The organism is Paenibacillus sp. D9, from assembly GCF_001188365.1.
In the GTDB taxonomy this organism is placed as follows: Bacteria; Bacillota; Bacilli; order Paenibacillales; family Paenibacillaceae; genus Paenibacillus_O; species Paenibacillus_O humicus.
On sequence record NZ_JZEJ01000001.1, the window covers coordinates 870,919 to 888,562 of the forward strand.

Annotated in this window: 15 protein-coding genes; 9 read left to right on the forward strand and 6 right to left on the reverse strand. The window is 57.0% G+C overall.

Annotation, left to right across the window (positions count from 1 at the left end; all coding sequences use genetic code 11):
* Nucleotides 1-29 precede the first annotated feature (29 nt).
* The 3 genes from VE23_RS25680 to VE23_RS04090 all read right to left on the reverse strand — a co-directional run bounded on the left by VE23_RS25680 (nucleotide 30) and on the right by VE23_RS04090 (nucleotide 1,843).
* Nucleotides 30-218, reverse strand: coding sequence for a hypothetical protein (locus VE23_RS25680; RefSeq protein WP_021877289.1), 189 nt, complete (start codon nucleotides 216-218; stop codon nucleotides 30-32).
* A 75-nt stretch (nucleotides 219-293) separates the two neighbouring features.
* Nucleotides 294-1,091, reverse strand: coding sequence for a sugar phosphate isomerase/epimerase family protein (locus tag VE23_RS04085; RefSeq protein WP_048745959.1), 798 nt, complete (start codon nucleotides 1,089-1,091; stop codon nucleotides 294-296).
* Between the two features lie 14 nt (nucleotides 1,092-1,105).
* Nucleotides 1,106-1,843 (reverse strand): phytanoyl-CoA dioxygenase family protein, encoded by a 738-nt coding sequence (locus VE23_RS04090; protein ID WP_048745987.1) that lies wholly within the window; start codon nucleotides 1,841-1,843, stop codon nucleotides 1,106-1,108.
* Nucleotides 1,844-2,000: 157 nt separating this feature from the next.
* Between VE23_RS04090 and VE23_RS04095 the strand changes: the two genes are divergently transcribed.
* Nucleotides 2,001-2,846 (forward strand): AraC family transcriptional regulator, encoded by an 846-nt coding sequence (locus VE23_RS04095; protein WP_049867352.1) that lies wholly within the window; start codon nucleotides 2,001-2,003, stop codon nucleotides 2,844-2,846.
* Here the strand turns inward: VE23_RS04095 and VE23_RS04100 are convergent.
* Nucleotides 2,843-3,619 carry a phytanoyl-CoA dioxygenase family protein gene (locus VE23_RS04100; protein ID WP_021877292.1) on the reverse strand — a complete coding sequence of 259 codons (777 nt, stop codon included), beginning with the start codon at nucleotides 3,617-3,619 and terminating at the stop codon, nucleotides 2,843-2,845. The genes VE23_RS04095 and VE23_RS04100 overlap by 4 nt on opposite strands.
* Nucleotides 3,620-3,757: 138 nt before the next feature.
* Here VE23_RS04100 and VE23_RS04105 point away from each other — a divergent pair, with 138 nt between their 5' ends.
* On the forward strand, nucleotides 3,758-4,645 hold the full coding sequence (locus VE23_RS04105; RefSeq protein ID WP_048745955.1) for a helix-turn-helix domain-containing protein: 888 nt from the start codon (nucleotides 3,758-3,760) through the stop codon (nucleotides 4,643-4,645).
* A gap of 73 nt (nucleotides 4,646-4,718) precedes the next feature.
* Here the strand turns inward: VE23_RS04105 and VE23_RS04110 are convergent, their stop codons facing one another.
* On the reverse strand, nucleotides 4,719-5,600 hold the full coding sequence (locus tag VE23_RS04110; RefSeq protein ID WP_049867353.1) for an AraC family transcriptional regulator: 882 nt from the start codon (nucleotides 5,598-5,600) through the stop codon (nucleotides 4,719-4,721).
* Nucleotides 5,601-5,745: 145 nt separating this feature from the next.
* Here VE23_RS04110 and VE23_RS04115 point away from each other — a divergent pair, with 145 nt between their 5' ends.
* A complete protein-coding gene (locus tag VE23_RS04115) occupies nucleotides 5,746-8,670 on the forward strand; it encodes a family 78 glycoside hydrolase catalytic domain (RefSeq protein WP_232316791.1) in 2,925 nt (974 codons plus the stop codon).
* A 326-nt stretch (nucleotides 8,671-8,996) separates the two neighbouring features.
* Here VE23_RS04115 and VE23_RS04120 read toward each other — a convergent pair whose 3' ends face one another.
* Complete coding sequence (locus VE23_RS04120; RefSeq protein WP_049867355.1) at nucleotides 8,997-10,574, reverse strand: copper amine oxidase N-terminal domain-containing protein; 1,578 nt, start codon at nucleotides 10,572-10,574, stop codon at nucleotides 8,997-8,999.
* A gap of 193 nt (nucleotides 10,575-10,767) precedes the next feature.
* On the opposite strand from VE23_RS04120, the gene VE23_RS04125 reads away from it, so the two are divergent.
* The 6 genes from VE23_RS04125 (at nucleotide 10,768) to VE23_RS04155 (ending at nucleotide 17,620) form a co-directional block, all read left to right on the forward strand.
* Complete coding sequence (locus tag VE23_RS04125; protein ID WP_048745411.1) at nucleotides 10,768-11,643, forward strand: ABC transporter permease subunit; 876 nt, start codon at nucleotides 10,768-10,770, stop codon at nucleotides 11,641-11,643.
* The gene (locus VE23_RS04130) at nucleotides 11,640-12,560 is read left to right on the forward strand and encodes an ABC transporter permease (protein WP_049867356.1); all 921 of its coding nucleotides are present in this window, start codon (nucleotides 11,640-11,642) and stop codon (nucleotides 12,558-12,560) included. The genes VE23_RS04125 and VE23_RS04130 overlap by 4 nt, the downstream gene beginning before the upstream one ends.
* Nucleotides 12,561-13,269: 709 nt before the next feature.
* Nucleotides 13,270-14,466, forward strand: coding sequence for an MFS transporter (locus tag VE23_RS04140; protein ID WP_049867358.1), 1,197 nt, complete (start codon nucleotides 13,270-13,272; stop codon nucleotides 14,464-14,466).
* Nucleotides 14,467-14,565: 99 nt separating this feature from the next.
* Nucleotides 14,566-15,810, forward strand: a complete 1,245-nt coding sequence (locus VE23_RS04145) for an aspartate aminotransferase family protein (RefSeq protein ID WP_048745405.1) — start codon at nucleotides 14,566-14,568, stop codon at nucleotides 15,808-15,810.
* A 13-nt stretch (nucleotides 15,811-15,823) separates the two neighbouring features.
* A complete protein-coding gene (locus VE23_RS04150) occupies nucleotides 15,824-16,861 on the forward strand; it encodes a zinc-dependent alcohol dehydrogenase (RefSeq protein WP_049867359.1) in 1,038 nt (345 codons plus the stop codon).
* 39 nt (nucleotides 16,862-16,900) lie between these two features.
* Complete coding sequence (locus VE23_RS04155; RefSeq protein ID WP_049867360.1) at nucleotides 16,901-17,620, forward strand: HAD family hydrolase; 720 nt, start codon at nucleotides 16,901-16,903, stop codon at nucleotides 17,618-17,620.
* The last annotated feature ends 24 nt before the right edge of the window (nucleotides 17,621-17,644 follow it).

The window sequence follows — 17,644 nt, forward strand, 5'->3', positions numbered from 1 at the left end:
TGCAGATGCAGTGTAGATGCACATTACAGTCAGCTGGAGCTTCTTTTACGGCTTTTGTAATAGCTGTGTCCGTTGTTTTTATGTCCATACGCGCGATCGGATGAGCTGAGCCGGCTGTGGCCGTAATGCTTTTTACCGCTGCTGGAGCTGTACCGATGGCGTCCATGCTTGGAATGCTGGGCCGATCCTAACAGTTTAGTAATAAAACGTTTGATCATGTCTTCATTCCTCCTTTGGATTTATCGGTACTACGCGCTTTCAGCAGCGTGGTTCCAAAATGCAACGCGTCCTCTTCAGGAAGACGGATACGTTTCTCTGATCCAGCCTGCCATCCAATCGTTGACTTCACGGAGATCCGCTACCGGCTGACGCGTGAACGGAAGCGACGGCATATAACCGACCGGTCCGAATTCAGGCGTTACCGTCGCCACGGCTGCGCCGCTGCGCTCTCTTCCGGCTAGAACAGCATCCCACCAACACTTGAAGGCTTGAAGAACATCCTTGTTTTCGGGTGCGGCGGGATGGGCGACCTGAGGGCCTTCCGGGTGGCCGAGCCTGGCATGGATATGCACCGTCCGTTCGATGGCAAGCCGCAAGTCCTCCTCGAACTCCTCGAGCATCGTTTCGGTTACGCAGCACCAATGGCTGAAATCCGCCGTGATGGATAGATCCGGCAGTTCCCTTAGGAGAGCCGACGTATTCCAGGGCGTGAACATGGCTCTGGAGCGATGCGTCTCATGACCGACTGTGATGCCGATCGAGCGCTCCACCTTGAGCGCGCCTTCGAAGAATAGAAGCTGCTCCCAAAAGGGCATGAAGTCTCTGGCGCTATGGGAAACAATAAGCACCGGATCAAAGGCAGCGGCGCGTTCCGCCTGGGCGGCGAACGAGGTCGCGTGATCCCCGGATGTGACGATCTGGGCAATATAGGACAACCTGTGTGCAGCGAGCTGCTCCTTGAATTCCCTCTCCAGATTAAGAGGCGGCAATGGCGCCTCGATTCCCGCATAACCCTCCCTCGCTGCCCGCTTCATCAGCTCCGAATAGGTTCCTTCCATCCCCCACAACGCCTGGAAGAGCTTGATTTGCATTCCAGCTTCACTCCTTATTCGTTTACGAAATGGCTGCCGCCAATATTCCTGCCCCTTGCCAGCCATATTTTGAAGCCCGGATTTTTATCGGGGTATACTACCGCTTCCGTCGAAAAATACCGCATCGTATATCCGCATCTGCGGAACTCGCTCCTGTTCGCTGCCGCCCCGTGGATGATCCGGGAATCGTGCAAGGAGCATTCTCCCGGTTCCAGCTCGAAATAAACGGCCTTCGACTCGTCCACGTTTTTGATTTGGGTGGAGAACGTATTCTTGGTCCCGTCAATAGCTTCATAGTCCGAAAATCCGTTGCCATGGGTGCCTGGCAGCACCCGCATGCAGCCGTTCTCCTTCGAGCTTCGGTCTATGGCCAGCCATACGGTTACGATTTTGTCGAAAGAGCTCAATCTGCCTTTCCAGTAAGCGGAGTCTTCATGCCATGGAGTCGCCCGGCCGACATAGGGGTCTTTGCAGATGAAGTGGCTGGACCACAGTCCGATGTTGGGGCCGATGATCGGCTCGACAAGATCGAGGACTTCATCGCTGAGCAGGAAGTCGAGCAGCCGCTCGTCGCGGAAATGAGGCGTGTCCAGCTCGTCGGACAGCTTGCTTCCTTTCATGGCGAGCTGCTCCTCGAAAATATCCGTCAACGTACGCATTTTTTCGGCGCTGAACAGCGGCTTTTTATGAAGCAAATACCCGCGCTCCCCGTATGACTCGACTTCTTCTTGGTTCAATATCGTAGATTCCATGTCGATGACTTCCTCCCTTGAGCTGGCTTCGAGCTTATTGTAGCTCTGCCTCCCTCTGGGCCTCTCCTCCTCGCTTACGGAATGATACGCATATCTTCCGGTCTTCCCGCTCTTCCGGTATAATCCGGATAAATGAAACGAAGGAGCTGATCCCTTCATGGAACTGAAGGAGCATCCGGATCGCTTGACGATCGACGAGTACATGGCGGAATCGTCCCATTGCCTGTTCCGGCAGGAGCTCGATACGCCATGCCATCTGCACTGGCACGAGTTTTACGAGCTGACCTATGTCCGCTCCGGCAACGGCGTCAACCGTGTCAACGGAACGGACATCCCGATCGGCGAGGGAACGCTGTTCCTGCTGACTCCGGCCGATTTTCACGAAATTCGTCCCTTGGAAGCGTCTACGCTCAAGATCTACAATTTGATCTTCAAGGAATCGATGATTTCGGAGGAAATCCGGACGCTTCTATTCAACGGGCGCATGCTGTCGCCCATGCTGATGAAGCTTGAAGATCGGCGGGCTGGAGAGCTGTTCGCCATCCTGGATGAGGAGGACAGCCGCAGCAGCAGGACCGGAGAGCTGATCGTGCGGAACCTTCTGGGATGTCTGCTGCTGATGCTGTGCCGGGACGAGAAGGACGCGATCAGAGGCGAAGCTTCCGCAGCTCCCTTGCACCCCAGCATTCAGCAGGCTCTGTTCTATCTCCAGCATCGTTTCCGCGAGCCGTTGACGCTCAGCCAGGCTGCCAAGGCTGCAAGCCTCTCGCCCAATTATTTCAGCGAATGCTTCCGCCAGCAGCTCGGCGTCAGCTTCCAGCAGCATCTGCTCGACCTGCGCCTCGAATTTTCCCGGTCGCTGCTGCAGGCATCCTCCCTGCCCGTATCCGAGATCTGTTATGCTTCGGGCTTCAATACGCTGACTCATTTCGAGAAAATGTACAAGCGCAAATATGGGCATCCGCCCAGCCGAAGCCGTCGTGTACAGGTTGCGGGAGCCTAACCCTTGATGCTGAAGTCCGGCTTCGCCTTGTCGAACCGCGGATTGCCTCCGCATACCATAAGACCCGAGCCCCAGTCGATATGGACATTTTCCGTCGGATAATCGGAAGCATCCTTGTATTGGAACAGCACGTTCCGCCTCGTGCGCTCGCTGCGGTTGGCATCCGAGCCGTGGATCGTCAGGTAGTTGAAGAACAGCACATCTCCCGCCTCCGCAGGACATGGCAGTCCGTCCGATATCGGATATTCCTTGTGGTTCAAATAGTAAGAGCCGACATGAGGCAGGCCGCCTTGCGTGTGCGAGCCCGGTACGACCCTCAGGCAGCCGTTCTTCTCGTCCGCCATGTCCAGGTGCACGCTTGCCGCCAGCATGGAATGCTTTTCATGAGGGAAGTAGGGATAATCCTGATGCATAGGGAAGGCAGCCCCGTTTTCCGGCGGCTTGACGAGCATTTTCGAATGGTGAAGCTGGACGTCGGGTCCGATGAGCTGCGACAGGATCGCTGTCATATTGGGGTGCACGACTGCCCGCGTGAAGCAGGCCTCATGGTAATGGACATCGTGGAAACCTTTGAGCACCAGCTTCTTCAGCTCCGCCGGCGGCAGGAAGTCGCCTTGCCAGGCGGAGTTTTCGTCCCGCTCGGCCTGGGCGGCGCGCTGGATGATCCGCTCCACCGCCCCGCGCATCTCCTCCACTTCCGCCTGGCCGAATACTCCTTTGACGAGCAGATACCCGTTTTCTTTGTAAAAATCCACATCGTGCTGACCGATCATGCATGCTCCTCCTTATAAGTAAAGATTGATTTCAAGCGGTTCTTGCTTATAATCATAGTCAAAGTCCCGATGGACGTCTTTGCGAATAGACGTCTGGTTTTTGCACGTTGACGCCAACATTTACTGGAGGACAAGCCGATGTACCGATATCAGGCAAGCGATGTCATGCTGAACAGCCGGATCATGGAAGCGATCCATCCGAATGCCCGCTTTGTCATCTACTATTGGGGAGTCGACGAGCGGCTGCACAGCAATCCGGTTCACAAGCATTCCTTTTTCGAGGCCTGCTATGTGCTCGGAGGGAAGGGGACGTATACGGACAATGGAAGGCCATACCTTCTTCAGAGCGGGACTCTGTTCCTTTCCCGTCCCGGCGTCGCCCATCAGATTGTTACGGAAGACGGCCTCAGCCTTCTGTTTGTCGCTTTTGAGCCCGATGAAGCGAAGACGGATCCGGAAATTCTCGCCGCATTCCGTGCTCTGGCCGAAGCAGAGAGAGTCTGGGTGGAAGACGGCTCCCGGACGCCGACCGCGCTGCTCTGGGAATCTCTCCTGCTCCGCGAAGAGAACGCGTACAATCTCCCCGGAGCAGCGGTTGCGCCAGCCGCTTCCGCACTTCTGCTGTCTTTCCTTGCGCTGTTCGGAGAGCCGGCAGCCGCGCCAAAACCCGGCATCCCGCGCGACAACATGATTTTGCGCCGGGCCAAGCTGTACATCCGGGACAATCTGTCGAAGCCTCTCTCGCTGCCCGAGATGGCGGCGATGCTCAATGTGTCCGAACGCCATCTGTCGAGGCTGTTCTCAGGCGGCATTCATGAGAGCTTCACCGGTTATATCCGCCGGGAGCGCGTGCGCGAGGCGGCACGCCTGCTGAACGAATCCGAGCTGCCGATCAAAGAGATTTCCGAGATGGCCGGCTTTTCTTCCGTCCACTATTTCTCCCGCACGTTCACGTCCATGATGCATGTCCCGCCGGGCGTATTCCGCCGACAGGCGCGTCCGCCCCATTCTGCGCATGCCGAATAAGCCGTTTCCTTCATCGGAAGCGGCTTGTCTTTCGGCTCGTAGCGGTCCTATTTACCTGCGGAGTTGAACGGGGCTATCGCTGCACCCGGTACTCCCGCGGAGTCAGCCCCGTATGCCGGCGGAACAGGACCGAGAAGAAGCTGCGGTCCTGGTAGCCGCATGCCTCCGCGACCCGCTCGACGCCCATTGAGGTGCTGCGGAGCAAACGGCATGCTTCACGAATGCGCAGCTCCTGCACGAAGCGGCTGAGAGGCTTGCCGGCCGCTTCGGCGAACAGACGGTGGAAATGCCGGACACTGAGTCCCGCCTCGCCGGCAAGCTCCTCCGCCCGGAACGGGATGCAAGGATCGCTGCGCAGCTTCCGGATAACGGCTTCGATTCCGGGGCGGCTCCCGCTCTCCCGGCAATAGCTTTTTGTTGTTCCACGGCAATGCTCCTCCAGCTCCGCCAGCAGAAGGATGAACAGAGCATGCAGTCTTGCCGTTCCTCCCGGCCGTTGATCCCGGAGCACTTCCAGTCCTTCCTCCATGATGCGGCGGACAACCCCCCTGTCATCCTTCAACCGGAACCATTCCGGTGAGCCGGGCAGCAGATTGAGCGCCCTCCGGGCCGACTGCAGCTCGTCCAGGCCGGGGAAGCTGCTCAGGGCTGCTTCCGCCTGTCCGGGAACAAGGATAAAGTTGCCGATCAGGAGCGGAAACCGGGAGGATGTCGATCGGGGCCGGAACACATGAGGGGTTCCGAGCGGAAGGACAAAGACATCCCCGGCTTGCACATCCATGGAATGCTCCCCGACGTAATGCACTCCCGTTCCCTCCATTACCAGACAAATCTCCGTGAATTCATGCCGGTGCAGCTGCAGCTCGAACGATTCCGATACCCGGTTGACATAGTAAGGGCGGTTGTCGTCGAAGAACAGATGCGCCGGCGTGACCGCAACCGACTGCTGCGCCATCCGAATCCCTCCTTTTTGTCAGGATAACCAACCGATTTGGCCTGATCAACCCCTTTTCTACAAATGCCTGCGCTTACAATAAGAAAAAGACAACGCCATCAAGGCCATGCTTGGCCATCCCAGCCCGAAAGGAAGCGGAGCAATCATGACCGAGCGCACCTGGCAAGCCCAATGGATTTGGGGAGGCTTGGAAGCGAGTCCGCGGAACGAATGGCGCTGCTTCCGCCGCAGCTTCGACCATCCTCTCTCTGCAGAGAAGGAAGCCGCCCTTCACATCAGCGCCGACTCCCGCTACGTCCTCTATGTGAACGGCGCCTTGACCGGCCGCGGGCCGGTGAGGTGTTGGCCGGAGGAGCAGTCCTACGACAGCTACGATATCGGCCGCCTACTGAAGCCCGGCCAACGCAACGCGATTGCCGTGCTTGTGCTCCACTTCGGCATCTCGAACTTCTGCTATGTGCGCGGGCAAGGCGGTCTCATTGCGGAGCTCGAAACCCCCTCAGGGATCAGCCTGCCTACCGGCGGGGACTGGGAAACCGCCCTGCTCGGAGGCCAGCTGCCCAGCTCGCCACGGATGTCCTGCCAGCAGGCATTCGCCGAAGTCATCGATGCCGGCGGGCAGGACGAAGGCTGGACGACGGGAGCATCCCGGCTCATGGACTGGTCGCCTGCGGCGGCTGTCTGCGCTGCCGGAGAAGGACCCTGGAAAAAGCTCGTATCCCGCGACATCCCGTTCTTGACGGAAGAGAAGCGATATCCATCCCGTATTGCCGGGCTGAGCCGCGTCAAGCCTCCTGCCTTCATGGCTGCCATCGATCTGCGGACAATCATGGTTCCGGACAGTGCCGGCCACGCCAACCCTGTCAGCTATTGCGGATATCTGGCCTCTGTGCTCCAGCTGGAGGACAAGGGCCGTGTCACGATCGGTTTTCCCGGAGGAGCTCGGCCCGGGGGCATTGTCGTGGACGGCGTCTCCATCGATGCGTACCGGGGCGTCCAGCCGGAACGCTATTACGATCTGGAGCTTGCCGCCGGCCCCCATACGCTGCTTATCGACGTTACCTCCGGCGACCACGGAAGCAGCTTCCATCTTGGCGTGGATGCGGATGTGCCGTTCGCTCTTGCGGCTCCGGCGCAAGCGCCTGGAGGAGAGCGGCGCCATCCCGCTTCTGCTGCGCGATTACCGGAAATGACCTTCCCGACGGCTCCTTTTGCCGCAATCGGACCGTTCGACGCCGTCAAGCATGTCGATCACCGAGCCGGCAGAGAGCTCGATACCGATCATCCGCTCTATGCGCGCCTGAAGGGAGGCAAGGTCTCTATGGACGATCCCGATCTGAGAGGCTGGCTTCGCCGCATCGATCCCAGCCTGATTACCGGGCAGGATGCCTTCGGGCTCAGCGTCTGGCAGCGCGAGCATGAGCGGCTGGCCGTGCCGGCCTCACTTCAGAACGCCGTGCTGGCCGTGCCGGAGCCGGCCGAGCTGCCGCTGTTTCCCGGCTGGGACTGCGAGCTTGTCGTCGATCTCGGCGAGCAGCGCTCCGGCTTCATCGGATTCGAGCTGGATGCTGCGGCAGGAACGGTCGTGGATATTTACGGCATCGAGCATATCCAGCATGACTTCAGGCAGCATACGTACGGACTGGACAACACGCTGCGCTACATATGCCGCGAGGGCAGGCAGAGCTATTTGTCCCCCGTCCGGCGGGGCTGCCGCTACTTGATCCTGACCGTAAGATCGGCAGACCGTCCCGTTCTGCTGCAGGAGATTCATATCCTCCAAAGCTCTTATCCCGCAGCCGACAACGGCAGCTTCCGCTGCTCGGATGCCCTTCTGAACGAGATCTGGCGCATCAGCCGCAGGACGACGAGGCTGTGCATGGAAGATACGTTCGTCGATTGCCCTTCGTACGAGCAGGTGTTCTGGGTAGGCGACGCGCGCAACGAGGCGCTGGTCAACTACTATGTCTTCGGAGCGACCGAGATCGTGAAGCGCTGCCTGAAGCTGGTTCCGGGCTCCGCCTCCGATACGCCGCTGTATTTGGACCAGGTGCCGAGCGGCTGGAGCAGCGTCATTCCCAACTGGACGTTCTTCTGGATCATCGCCTGCGAGGAGTTCGTGGAGCATACGGGAGACTTGGAGTTCGCCCGCGGAATCCTGCCGCATATCCTCCGGACGATCGAAGCCTATTCCTCCCACATTGACAGCTCAGGACTGCTGAACATGCGGGGCTGGAACCTGCTCGACTGGGCTCCGATCGACCAGCCCGGCGAAGGCATCGTCACCCATCAGAACCTGTTCATGATCAAGGCGCTTCGCCAGGCGGCCCGGCTGGCCGAAACCGCGGGCGAATCCGGCACGGCCCATCATTGGCTGGAGCAGGCGTCGTCCCTGCAGGCCGCTGTCAACGAGAGCCTCTGGGATGAGCGGCAGCAGGCCTATCTGGACTGCATCCATGCCGACGGGAGGCGGTCATCCGTATTCAGCATGCAGACTCAAGTCGCTGCCTACCTGTGCGAGGCGGCGGACGGAGAGCGCCTGGCCGCTCTGGAGCAATACCTGGCGGAGCCGCCGGCTGAGTGGGTCCAGATCGGAAGCCCGTTTATGAGCTTCTTCTATTATGAGGCGCTCTCCAAGCTGGGCCGCCATGAGCTCATGCTGGACGACATCCGCCTTCACTATGGCCGGATGCTGGAGCATGGCGCGACGACCTGCTGGGAGATGTATCCTGATTTCGCGGAGAACCGGGCCAATCCCGATCTGCTTACCCGCAGCCACTGCCATGCCTGGTCGGCCGCTCCCGGGTATTTCCTCGGCGCGTCCATTCTTGGCGTCCGCAAGCTGTCGGCAGGCTGGCGTTCCGTAGAGATCGCTCCCCAGCCTGCAGGCTTGAGCTGGGCCGAAGGCGTCGTGCCGCTGCCGGACGGAGGCGAGATCAACGTCAGCTGGCGGGTTGCAGGGAAGTATATTTCGCTTCGGATCGAAGCGCCATCCGACATCGCCATTCAAGTGACATGGCCGGAAGGCCATGCAGGCACGGTGGAGCAATTGACGACGGCGCGGATGTGAACGTTCGTTGGGCCGCGCCGGCTTCATCTCGCCGCATCGCCAACAGATAAGCTCATGATCGGCCACCTGCCGGCGATGGAATGGATAAGCAGCTCATGATCGGTCACCTGCCGGCGATGCGGCGAAATGCCATTGGCCCCTAATGTGATGCTCCGCTCTGCGAGGGCAAGCAAAAAAGAACGCGTTCGGTTCAGGAAGCCGTGGAAGACTTGTCCTGATCCCGAAACGCTTTCTTTGTCATTGCAGGAAACCCTATCACCGATCGGTTGCAAAACGGGCGAGTTAAGCCTTGGGCGAATCGTCTGGCATGCGCTGCGGCAGCTCGTTTAGCCGACCTCGCGCTCAAGTGTGACATATTGGGTGTAGCTTTCTTTCTGAACGCTGATCGAAGCTCCGAGGATGACGGCAATATCCCTCGCCGGGACGTACAGGCTGCCCCTCACGACGGTTGCCGGATAGGAAAGCTCTGCGTTTTTCCCGTCGATCTGAATCGACCGGCTGTCTTTTTGGAACCAAGCCGTCTTGCCGGTCGCAGCATCCTGCAGACTCCATTTCTTCTTTGAGGAATCGTACATAAGGGTTCCTCCCATGCGCTCCGCAACGCTTCTCAGCGGCACCAGCGATTGGCCGGATGCCGTCAGGATGAACGAATCCGGTCCGAACGGGAAGAACAGAGCCGTTTGCCGGCCGGCTTGCAGCTCGTTTTTGAGGATCTCGTATGCGGCGCTTCCTTTATCGAAATCCTGCATGATCCGGAAGCTCGGGGCGTCCGCCCAGCGCTCCGAAGTCCAGCTGTCCTTGCCGGCTGCCGGCTTGTCCGCGGCCACCTCTTCATTGACATGCCACTGTTCCCGCTGGATAACCAGGCTGATTCCTTGGATCGGAAGCTTCTCCCGCTCCACCGTGGCTTGCTCCGGCTGCCATACGGCTGCAGCGCTCAAGCTGCGGATATGCAGAGAGGAATCCAGCAGCAGCTCCGCCTTGAGCGAGGAGCCCTTCGTCAACAGATCCTCGAGCCCCCCTTCCTCCTCCGCCTGGTCCATGCTGTCCAGACCGGATGCAAGGCCGTCGCGGATGGACTCGACCGCGCTGGCGACGAGCTCGTCCTTGCCCGCTGCGGTCAAAGGCTCGCCGTTGTCATCGGCCGCTTCAAGCTCGGGATGCGCCAGCATGACATCGTACAGGGCGCTGATGGACTCATTCAGCCCGTCGGGATCGGACGCCAACTCCGCTACATATTTTTTGAGCCAGCTCCAAAGCTCCATGCCCTGCCACTCTGTCGTCACTTTCCAGGCTGCTTGGCCTCCGCCGTATACGTCAGCGGATACAGGAAGCACGGAGAGGCGTTCGGGGTTCGGCAGCTTGGAGATCCAGAATCCGCCTGCCTTATCCACCAGCTCGCGGCTGATCAGCGCGGATTGCAGCGGGTCTACCGAGCCGCCGATTCCGACAGCGGAAGCGCCGAGGCTGTCCCCGTAGCTGTAATCCTCGTCATTCATAGGGATGACCAAGGGCTTTTTAAGTCCTTCGATCCGGATAACGGCCTGCTGTTCATCCGCTTGTGCGGAAAAGCCGATGCTGCGGCTTCCGAACAGCAGCGCGCCGTGAAGCGATTGACGCTTTTCGTTCTCGACTTTCCATGAATCGATGCGCACCTGCACATTTTCCAGCAGCTTCATTGCCTGCTCGCTGCGAGCGCTGACATCTTCAAAGGCGAATCGGCTGAAATCCACGCTCAGCATCAAGCTGCCCCGGCTTTCGCCGGATTGCGTCGCAAGCGATTTGGCGATAGCGCCGTTCAAGTCCAGGCCTCCGACCGCCTGACAGCCTGCGGCTGCGAGCATCAGCAAGCAAAGGCCGAACAAGGCCGTTTTCCGAATTTTGTTCCATCCCGACTCTCTCATCGACGACATTTCCCCTTTTATTTCTTTTGAATGCTAGATTATTTTATCACAAGAGGATAGAGATGGAAGAGAGTCAAGCGGGAAACGGCTTCCCGCCGATAGAAACGAAACGGATCTAGACTTTTCAAGGATTTAAAAGATATACTTAATAGAATTTCCAAAGGAAGGGAATCCAGCGATAGCGATGTCAAAAATGAACCGAATTGTTTTAAGCATTCCAATGGTCTTCATCCTCGTCTTGATCATGGCCGAGCTGCCTCTCTTGCTGCAGCCGGACGGGAGCCACTCTATCCGGCTCGATTGGCCTCAGGGCGCAGCAAGCATCAAGGCGTATTTTTCCGGCATCCCGACCGGCGATTCCTTCCGGTTTCTATCCGGACAGAACACGCTTTCCTTCTGGGAGCAGATCGGAAGCTATTTCATCATTTCATTCGGTTATCTCGCCTGCGGAGCTCTGATCGGGACGACGATTGGCGTCCTGATCGGAATCTATTTCTCGTTATCCCGTGCGGAATGGCTGAAGCGGACCGTGGAATTTTTGGGCGCGATGCCCGATTTTGTATCCATCCTTCTCCTTCAATTTCTGGTCGTATTCGTGGCATCGAAAACCGGAGTCGTCCTTTTTCAAATCGCGACCTTATCGGTCAAGGAGCCTGCGATCGTGCTTCCCCTCGTATCGTCGATTCTCATTCCGGCCAGCTATATGATTCGAAACGTAACGATGCAGATGACATATACGCTGGCCGAAGATTATATCGGCTTTGCCAAAGCCCGCGGATTAAGGAAACTCTACATCGTTTTCTATCATGCTCTTCCCAATGTGCTTCCTTTCATACGAGCGGATCTGCATAAGTTTCTGGGAATTTTGATCGGGAATATCTTTATCGTGGAGTATTTGTATAATCTGCATGGCTTGACGATGCTCTTGTTCAGCAATGTCTACTCCTATAGCGGATACCAATTCCCGCTTGTCGTGAATGGACTCCTCACGCTGCTTCTTCTATACGCCGTTATTTATACGTTGCTGAAAACTTATCTATGGGGATGGGAAAAGGTGTTGTCTCGATGAACAAAACGCTGCTGGCAGGTTTGATTCTCACAACGGCAATTATAGGCGCAGCCATTTTCGGCAAGTTTTTTATCCGGCATGATTTGGACGAGCCGTTGAAAATTCATTATGCAGTCGACAGCAGCGGAAAAGGAACGATTGTTGCGCCGCCGCTTCCTCCAGGCAAGGATTATCCGCTTGGAACCGACTATTACGGCTATGACCTGATGACCCGGATTTTGGTTGGCGCCAAGTACACGATTTTCTTAGCCGTCGCGATTGCTTTTGCCCGAGTGTTTTTCGGCGGAATCGCGGGCATGCTGCTGGGTTACTTCGCCAGGAAGCCCGCAAAACGCCGAGAGCCGGCGACAACCTGGAAGCTGCTGAATGGAATTCCGATTTTTTTGGTCATTTGGCTGCTGCTAGCCGGATTATCGATCAATTCCAGCCTTTCGCCGATTCGGTTATGCGTCGTGATGGGAGCAGTGCTTGCCGCCGTCGGGATTCCGTCGGTTGTCATCTCGATCAAGGAAAAAACGGAGCTTATTCGAGAAAAGCCGTTCATCCTCGCTGCTCGATCAATCGGCACGGGCCACCGGAAAATGATCGGCGCCCATCTCTTTCCCCACTTGAAGGACAGCTTCCTGATCTTGATCGTCCAGGAAATCGTGCTCGTCTTGACTCTGTTCGGGCAATTGGCCATCTTCCATCTGTTCGTTGGAGGAACAGTCATGACCTTCGATCCGATCGAATACAACAGCCGCACCAATGAATGGGCCGGATTGATCGCGGCCGGACGGAGCAGCCTGGACGTCTACCCATGGATCCTGTTTGTTCCTCTCGCCGCTTACCTCGTCCTTATTCTGGGATTCCAGCTGCTTGCCAGAGGCCTTCAAACCCTGTTCAATCAAAAATACACGAAGCCCTCCCGTCTTTAGCCTGCTGCACGCATGAACTGAACCGGAACCGATCCTTCTTCCTGGTCATCATCCATGGAAGTAACGAAAAAGCGGATGCCCCTATGGGCATCCGCTTTTTCGTTCTTGAGCCTTTCAGGCGAGCTGCATCGACATCCCGTTCATGCATTCGACGGCATGCGATGAACGTTTTTGTCTGTTGCCTATGGACAAGACTATGTCTGCGGTCCGTCCGCTGCGTTGTCGGCATGCGCCCTCGAAGCGCTCGGCCCGTCATCGCCCTTGTCGAATAGGGTCGCCATCGTCGGCGCTCCACGCTGAATCAAGCCGGTTCTATTCCTTTGCTGCGTTCCTGTGCCCCGGCCTTGCTGCACAAGAGCCTTCAGTCCCAGTTGGATATTTTTCTTCCGCTTATGACACCGGCATGAGAGGAAACCGCACTGGTTTCCCCGTTTTATAAATGCCATTCAGTCTGGTCAACCTCAGGAAGGAAGGCTCGGCCAATGGTTTTCGCGCTCTGTCGACAACATGTGAAGAAATAATATTAATGTGATATTAATCCATCTATTTACGATTCATTTCGACATGAAAATCGATTTTTATTTTGATTCAATCGGTCTATATGATTTGGACAAGTTCTAAATGTACAATACATACTAGTTTTGAAATGAAATAACAACTGGTATTGTTATTCATTTGTAAACTAAAAAAAGAGCGGGAGGATTGATTGTTGAGAAGAATTTTTCGTTTAAGCTGCGGATTTTACTTCCTGATCGGTGTTACCAGCGTTGTTTTGGGCTCTCTTTTGCCCCAGCTATTGACCGCCTACAATCGCTCTTACAGCGATGGCGGAACGTTGTTGTTTTTGCAGTTTCTCGGCTTTTTGGCTGGTGTGATGGCGTCTCCTGTCATGTCGGCCCGGCTAGGACGGAAGAGGCTGCTGATCCTGGCCTTGGCATCCATTGCCGTTGGGTATTTCGTGATGGGCTTTTTGCCCGATTGGACCTGGATCCTCATCATGACCATAGCCGCAGGCTTCGGCTCCGGCATGATCGAATCCACCATCGGAGCCTTCACGATTGAATTCGCGGAAGAACAAAAAGCGGTTGCGATGACCAAGCTGGACGTTTATTTCGGTGTCGGCGCGCTGCTGATTCCGGCCTTGGCCAGCCTGTACATCTTCCTCGAACTGTGGCGCTTCACCTTTTTCACCCTTTCGGCCATGACCATCCTGCTGCTGCTGCTCTGGAGCAAGGTTCCCGGCTCAAGCTCGGCAGGTATTCATGAAGCCGTTCCGGCGGAACCCGGCCATCGGAAGCTCCGGTATTCAGGAAGGAGCCTTCGGATCTTGATTCTATTCGCGGCTTTCTTTTTCGTCTATATGGGCTTGGAGCTGGGACTCATGAATTTCCTTCCTTCTCTTTTCATCGAGACGATTCATGCCAAGGATTCCGCAGCTTCATTGAGCGTTACGATTCTGTGGGCTGCCATGGTGATCGGCCGGCTGTTCGTAGGGAGAATCGCGGAGTCGATCCGATATATCCCTTTCTTGTTCTGGAGCGCAGCTGGAACGCTTCTGCTTCTCTCCGCCATGGCCGTCATCTCCAGCGAATGGGCTCCCTATCTGCTCGTGTTCGGAGTCGGTCTATGCATGTCGGGGCTGTTCTCCATCGCTCTCGTGTATGCCAATACGCTGCTTCCCGGACAGACCGAAAAAACAACCAGCATCCTGATCGCTTCGGGCGGGATAGGCGGCGCGGTTCTGCAATATTTGATCGGCTGGAGCATGGCCCAAGGCGCCGCCATCCATACGATCTGGCTGTTTGCGGGCTTTAGTGCTGTGCTGCTTTTGTCCATTGGTCTAGCCGACAAGTGGAGCGCCGAGCATAGAAGCGTTCCCCTGATCCAGCCGGGCAAGGAGCTGTAGGGACTTCGGATTTCAATCGGAAGGTCATTGTTGAGGAGGTGATGCGCAACTACGTGGGGCTCCGACGAAATCATCCTTATTCATAGTGGAGGTAAAATCATGCAAACCTTGACAAAAGACCGGTTCAGGTACGGAAAAGGAATCAAGCTGATCGATGATTCAGGAGCCGAATACCTCGATGGAGTATCCGGCACCTTCAACCTTTCTCTCGGCTACAACCATCCCTATGTCGTGGAAAAAGTACAGGAGCAGGTTGGCAACCTTACCCATATGTCCTCTTCTTTTACCGAGCCTTATGTGAATGAAGTGCTGGATCATCTGGTCGAATATGCTCCCAACGGAATCAATGCCGGCTGGATGCGGGATATCACCGGCTCCACCGCCAACGAATGCGCGACGAAAATCGCTCAGAAGTATACCGAGTCCACGGATATCATCAGCCTGTTCTTGTCCCATCACGGCCAAACCCAATTTGCGACAGGCATTTCAGGCAACGCTTTCCGGCGCAGGAAATTCCCCAACTCCGCCGCCGCGAATTCCCTGCATGTGCCCGCTCCCTATTGCTACCGGTGCCCCTTCAACGCTTCGCGCCCGAATTGCGGGTTTCAATGCATCGAAGCCATTTCCGACCATATCGAATATGCGAGCTCGGGATCGGTCGCCTGCATGATTATCGAGCCCATTCTGGGCAATGGCGGGAATATCATCCCCCCTGACGGCTACTTCGAGCGCCTCCGCAAATTATGCGATGAATACAACCTCATCCTTATCGCCGACGAGGTCCAGACCGGCATCGGCCGCACCGGCTACATGTTTGCAAGCGAGCTCTTCGACATCCGTCCCGATATGATCACCCTTGCCAAAGGGCTCGGCGGAATCGGCGTGCCGGTGGCGGCGGTGCTGATGCAATCCCGCTTGGATGTGCTGGAGAAGCATGAGCATTCCTTCACGTCCGGCAGCAATCTGATCTCGGTTACAGCCGCCAAATCAACCTTGGATGTCGTGTCCGAGCCGGGCTTCCTTGACGAGGTGAAGCTGAAAGGCGAAATATTGGGCGAGCTGCTGGGCGAGCTGGCGGAAAAGCACTCGTGCATCGGCGAAGCGCGCGGCGTAGGGCTTATGTGGGGCCTTGAAATCGTCGACAGCGAGGACGCTCCCGATGTGGCGAAGGCAAATGCGGCCATCGAGCGGGCATTCAGCGATCAGCGCCTCATCTTGAGAGGATCGCGGTACGGCTTCGGCAACGTCGTGAAGGTGAGGCCTTCCCTGACGGTCACCGCGGATGAGCTCGTGGAAATCGTCGGCAGATTGGACTCGGTTCTGGACAGTCTTGAATACAGTTGAGGAGGAGAAACGGATGCAAGCATTGGTGTACAATTCGGCTTGGGATGTCGCTCTCGAAGAAAGGCCCGTACCGGCCATCGAGAAGGATAACCAGGTGCTGGTCCGCATCAAGGCCACTGGCGTATGCGGCACGGATCTCGGAATCGTGAGCGGGAAATATCAGGCGTCGTCCTCCATCATCCTCGGCCATGAATCGGCGGGAGAAGTGGTCCTTGTCGGCAAGTCCGTCACGACGCTTATGCCAGGAGACCGGGTCGTGATCGATCCGACCTACTACTGCGGCCAGTGCGGGATGTGCAGGACGGGACGGCAAAATCACTGCGCCCATAAATCCGTCACGGAAACGGGCGTCAGCGCCGACGGCACCTTCACCGACTATTATGTGGCCGAAGACCGCTTTCTGTATAAGCTGCAGGACCATGTCAGCTATGAGGAGGCGACCTTGACCGAGCCGCTCAGCTGCATTCTGACCGGCATCAACCAAATCAACCTTCTTCCCAGCTTCCGGACGATCGTTCTGGGTGCCGGGCCGATCGGCATTCTGTACAGCCATGCGCTCGCATCGAAAGGCGTAACGGGTTCTCTGGTGGACATTTCCAAGGAAAGGCTGCTCAAGGCGGGCTCGATCGCTCCGGCTCGCTGGGAAGCCTATGATTCGTTCCAGGCAGCCGTCGAGGCGGCCGATCCGTCGGGGCGGCAGGTCGACCTGATCGTAGATACGACAGGCGTGGTCGGCACTCAGGTCATCTCCAACCTGGCGAACGGCGGCTACCTGATGCTGGTCGGCTTAAGAGACGGCACAAGCACGTTCAATCCGAAGGAAATCGTGGACCGGAGCTTGAAAATCATCGGCTCCATCGATTCATTGGGAACCTTTTCGACCGCCCATTACTTGATCGAGCAGCGCATCGTTCCCGCCAAAGAAATCATTACCCATACGTTTCCGCTGGACCGGTACAAGGAAGCCTTTCACGCTCTCGGATGCGACTTGAACGAAAGAACGCTCAGTGCGTCCTCCCATGCGATCAAGGTCATTCTTCAATCCAGCTGATCCGTACCAATCAATCTGGGAATCAAGGGAGAGAAAGCCATGAACGCATGGAGTCTATCCGATTGGAAAGAAAGCCCGATACAGGCGGTGCTGTTCGATATGGACGGCGTGCTCGTCGACAGCGAGCCGATTTATTTCGAAATCGAGCGAAGCTCGTTTCTCCACTTCGGCGCTTCCGTCGATGAAGAGGAGCATCATGGCTATGTCGGCATTACGCTGGAAACGATGTGGCGGCGGGTGTTGGACAAGCATCGGATCCACGCCGGACTCGAGCAGGTTTTGTCCCATCACAAGGAAATGGTGTTGACGGCTCTGGCCCGGCACGAACGTCTCGAGGCCATGCCCGATGTCGAATGCTTGCTGAGGTATTTCCAGGAAAGGCAAGTTCCGCTCGCTGTCGCCTCCTCCTCCCCTCGGGCATTGATCGAGATCATCATGGAGCGCACCGGGCTCGGCAAGTACTTCGACGTCGTGGTCAGCGGCGAGGAAGTCGATCGAGGCAAGCCGGCGCCGGATATTTTCCTTCGCGCGGCGAGCTTGCTGAATGCGGAGCCTGCCTCCTGTCTCGTCATTGAAGATTCGCGCAATGGAGTCCAGGCGGCGAAGAGCGCAGGGATGAGATGCATCGGCTTCCGCAATCCGGGATCCGGCAACCAGGACCTTGCCATGGCCGATGTCCTCATAACGGCTTATGGAGAGCTGCTGGATATCCGGCATACGCTGCCGATCTCTCCGCTTGTTCTGGAGAAGAAGGCCTGATGGCAATGGAGCAGCAGATTACGT

What these genes read in the sequence shown, in the direction of transcription:
- VE23_RS04110 (WP_049867353.1), bottom strand. Translation starts at nt 5,600, where the DNA reads ATGGCGCAGCAGTCGGTTGCGGTCACGCCGGCGCATCTGTTCTTCGAC.
- VE23_RS04120 (WP_049867355.1), bottom strand. Translation starts at nt 10,574, where the DNA reads ATGAGAGAGTCGGGATGGAACAAAATTCGGAAAACGGCCTTGTTCGGC.
- VE23_RS04145 (WP_048745405.1), top strand. Translation starts at nt 14,566, where the DNA reads ATGCAAACCTTGACAAAAGACCGGTTCAGGTACGGAAAAGGAATCAAG.
- VE23_RS04105 (WP_048745955.1), top strand. Translation starts at nt 3,758, where the DNA reads ATGTACCGATATCAGGCAAGCGATGTCATGCTGAACAGCCGGATCATG.
- VE23_RS04155 (WP_049867360.1), top strand. Translation starts at nt 16,901, where the DNA reads ATGAACGCATGGAGTCTATCCGATTGGAAAGAAAGCCCGATACAGGCG.
- VE23_RS04095 (WP_049867352.1), top strand. Translation starts at nt 2,001, where the DNA reads ATGGAACTGAAGGAGCATCCGGATCGCTTGACGATCGACGAGTACATG.
- VE23_RS04115 (WP_232316791.1), top strand. Translation starts at nt 5,746, where the DNA reads ATGACCGAGCGCACCTGGCAAGCCCAATGGATTTGGGGAGGCTTGGAA.
- VE23_RS04130 (WP_049867356.1), top strand. Translation starts at nt 11,640, where the DNA reads ATGAACAAAACGCTGCTGGCAGGTTTGATTCTCACAACGGCAATTATA.
- VE23_RS04125 (WP_048745411.1), top strand. Translation starts at nt 10,768, where the DNA reads ATGAACCGAATTGTTTTAAGCATTCCAATGGTCTTCATCCTCGTCTTG.
- VE23_RS04100 (WP_021877292.1), bottom strand. Translation starts at nt 3,619, where the DNA reads ATGATCGGTCAGCACGATGTGGATTTTTACAAAGAAAACGGGTATCTG.
- VE23_RS04085 (WP_048745959.1), bottom strand. Translation starts at nt 1,091, where the DNA reads ATGCAAATCAAGCTCTTCCAGGCGTTGTGGGGGATGGAAGGAACCTAT.
- VE23_RS25680 (WP_021877289.1), bottom strand. Translation starts at nt 218, where the DNA reads ATGATCAAACGTTTTATTACTAAACTGTTAGGATCGGCCCAGCATTCC.
- VE23_RS04150 (WP_049867359.1), top strand. Translation starts at nt 15,824, where the DNA reads ATGCAAGCATTGGTGTACAATTCGGCTTGGGATGTCGCTCTCGAAGAA.
- VE23_RS04090 (WP_048745987.1), bottom strand. Translation starts at nt 1,843, where the DNA reads ATGGAATCTACGATATTGAACCAAGAAGAAGTCGAGTCATACGGGGAG.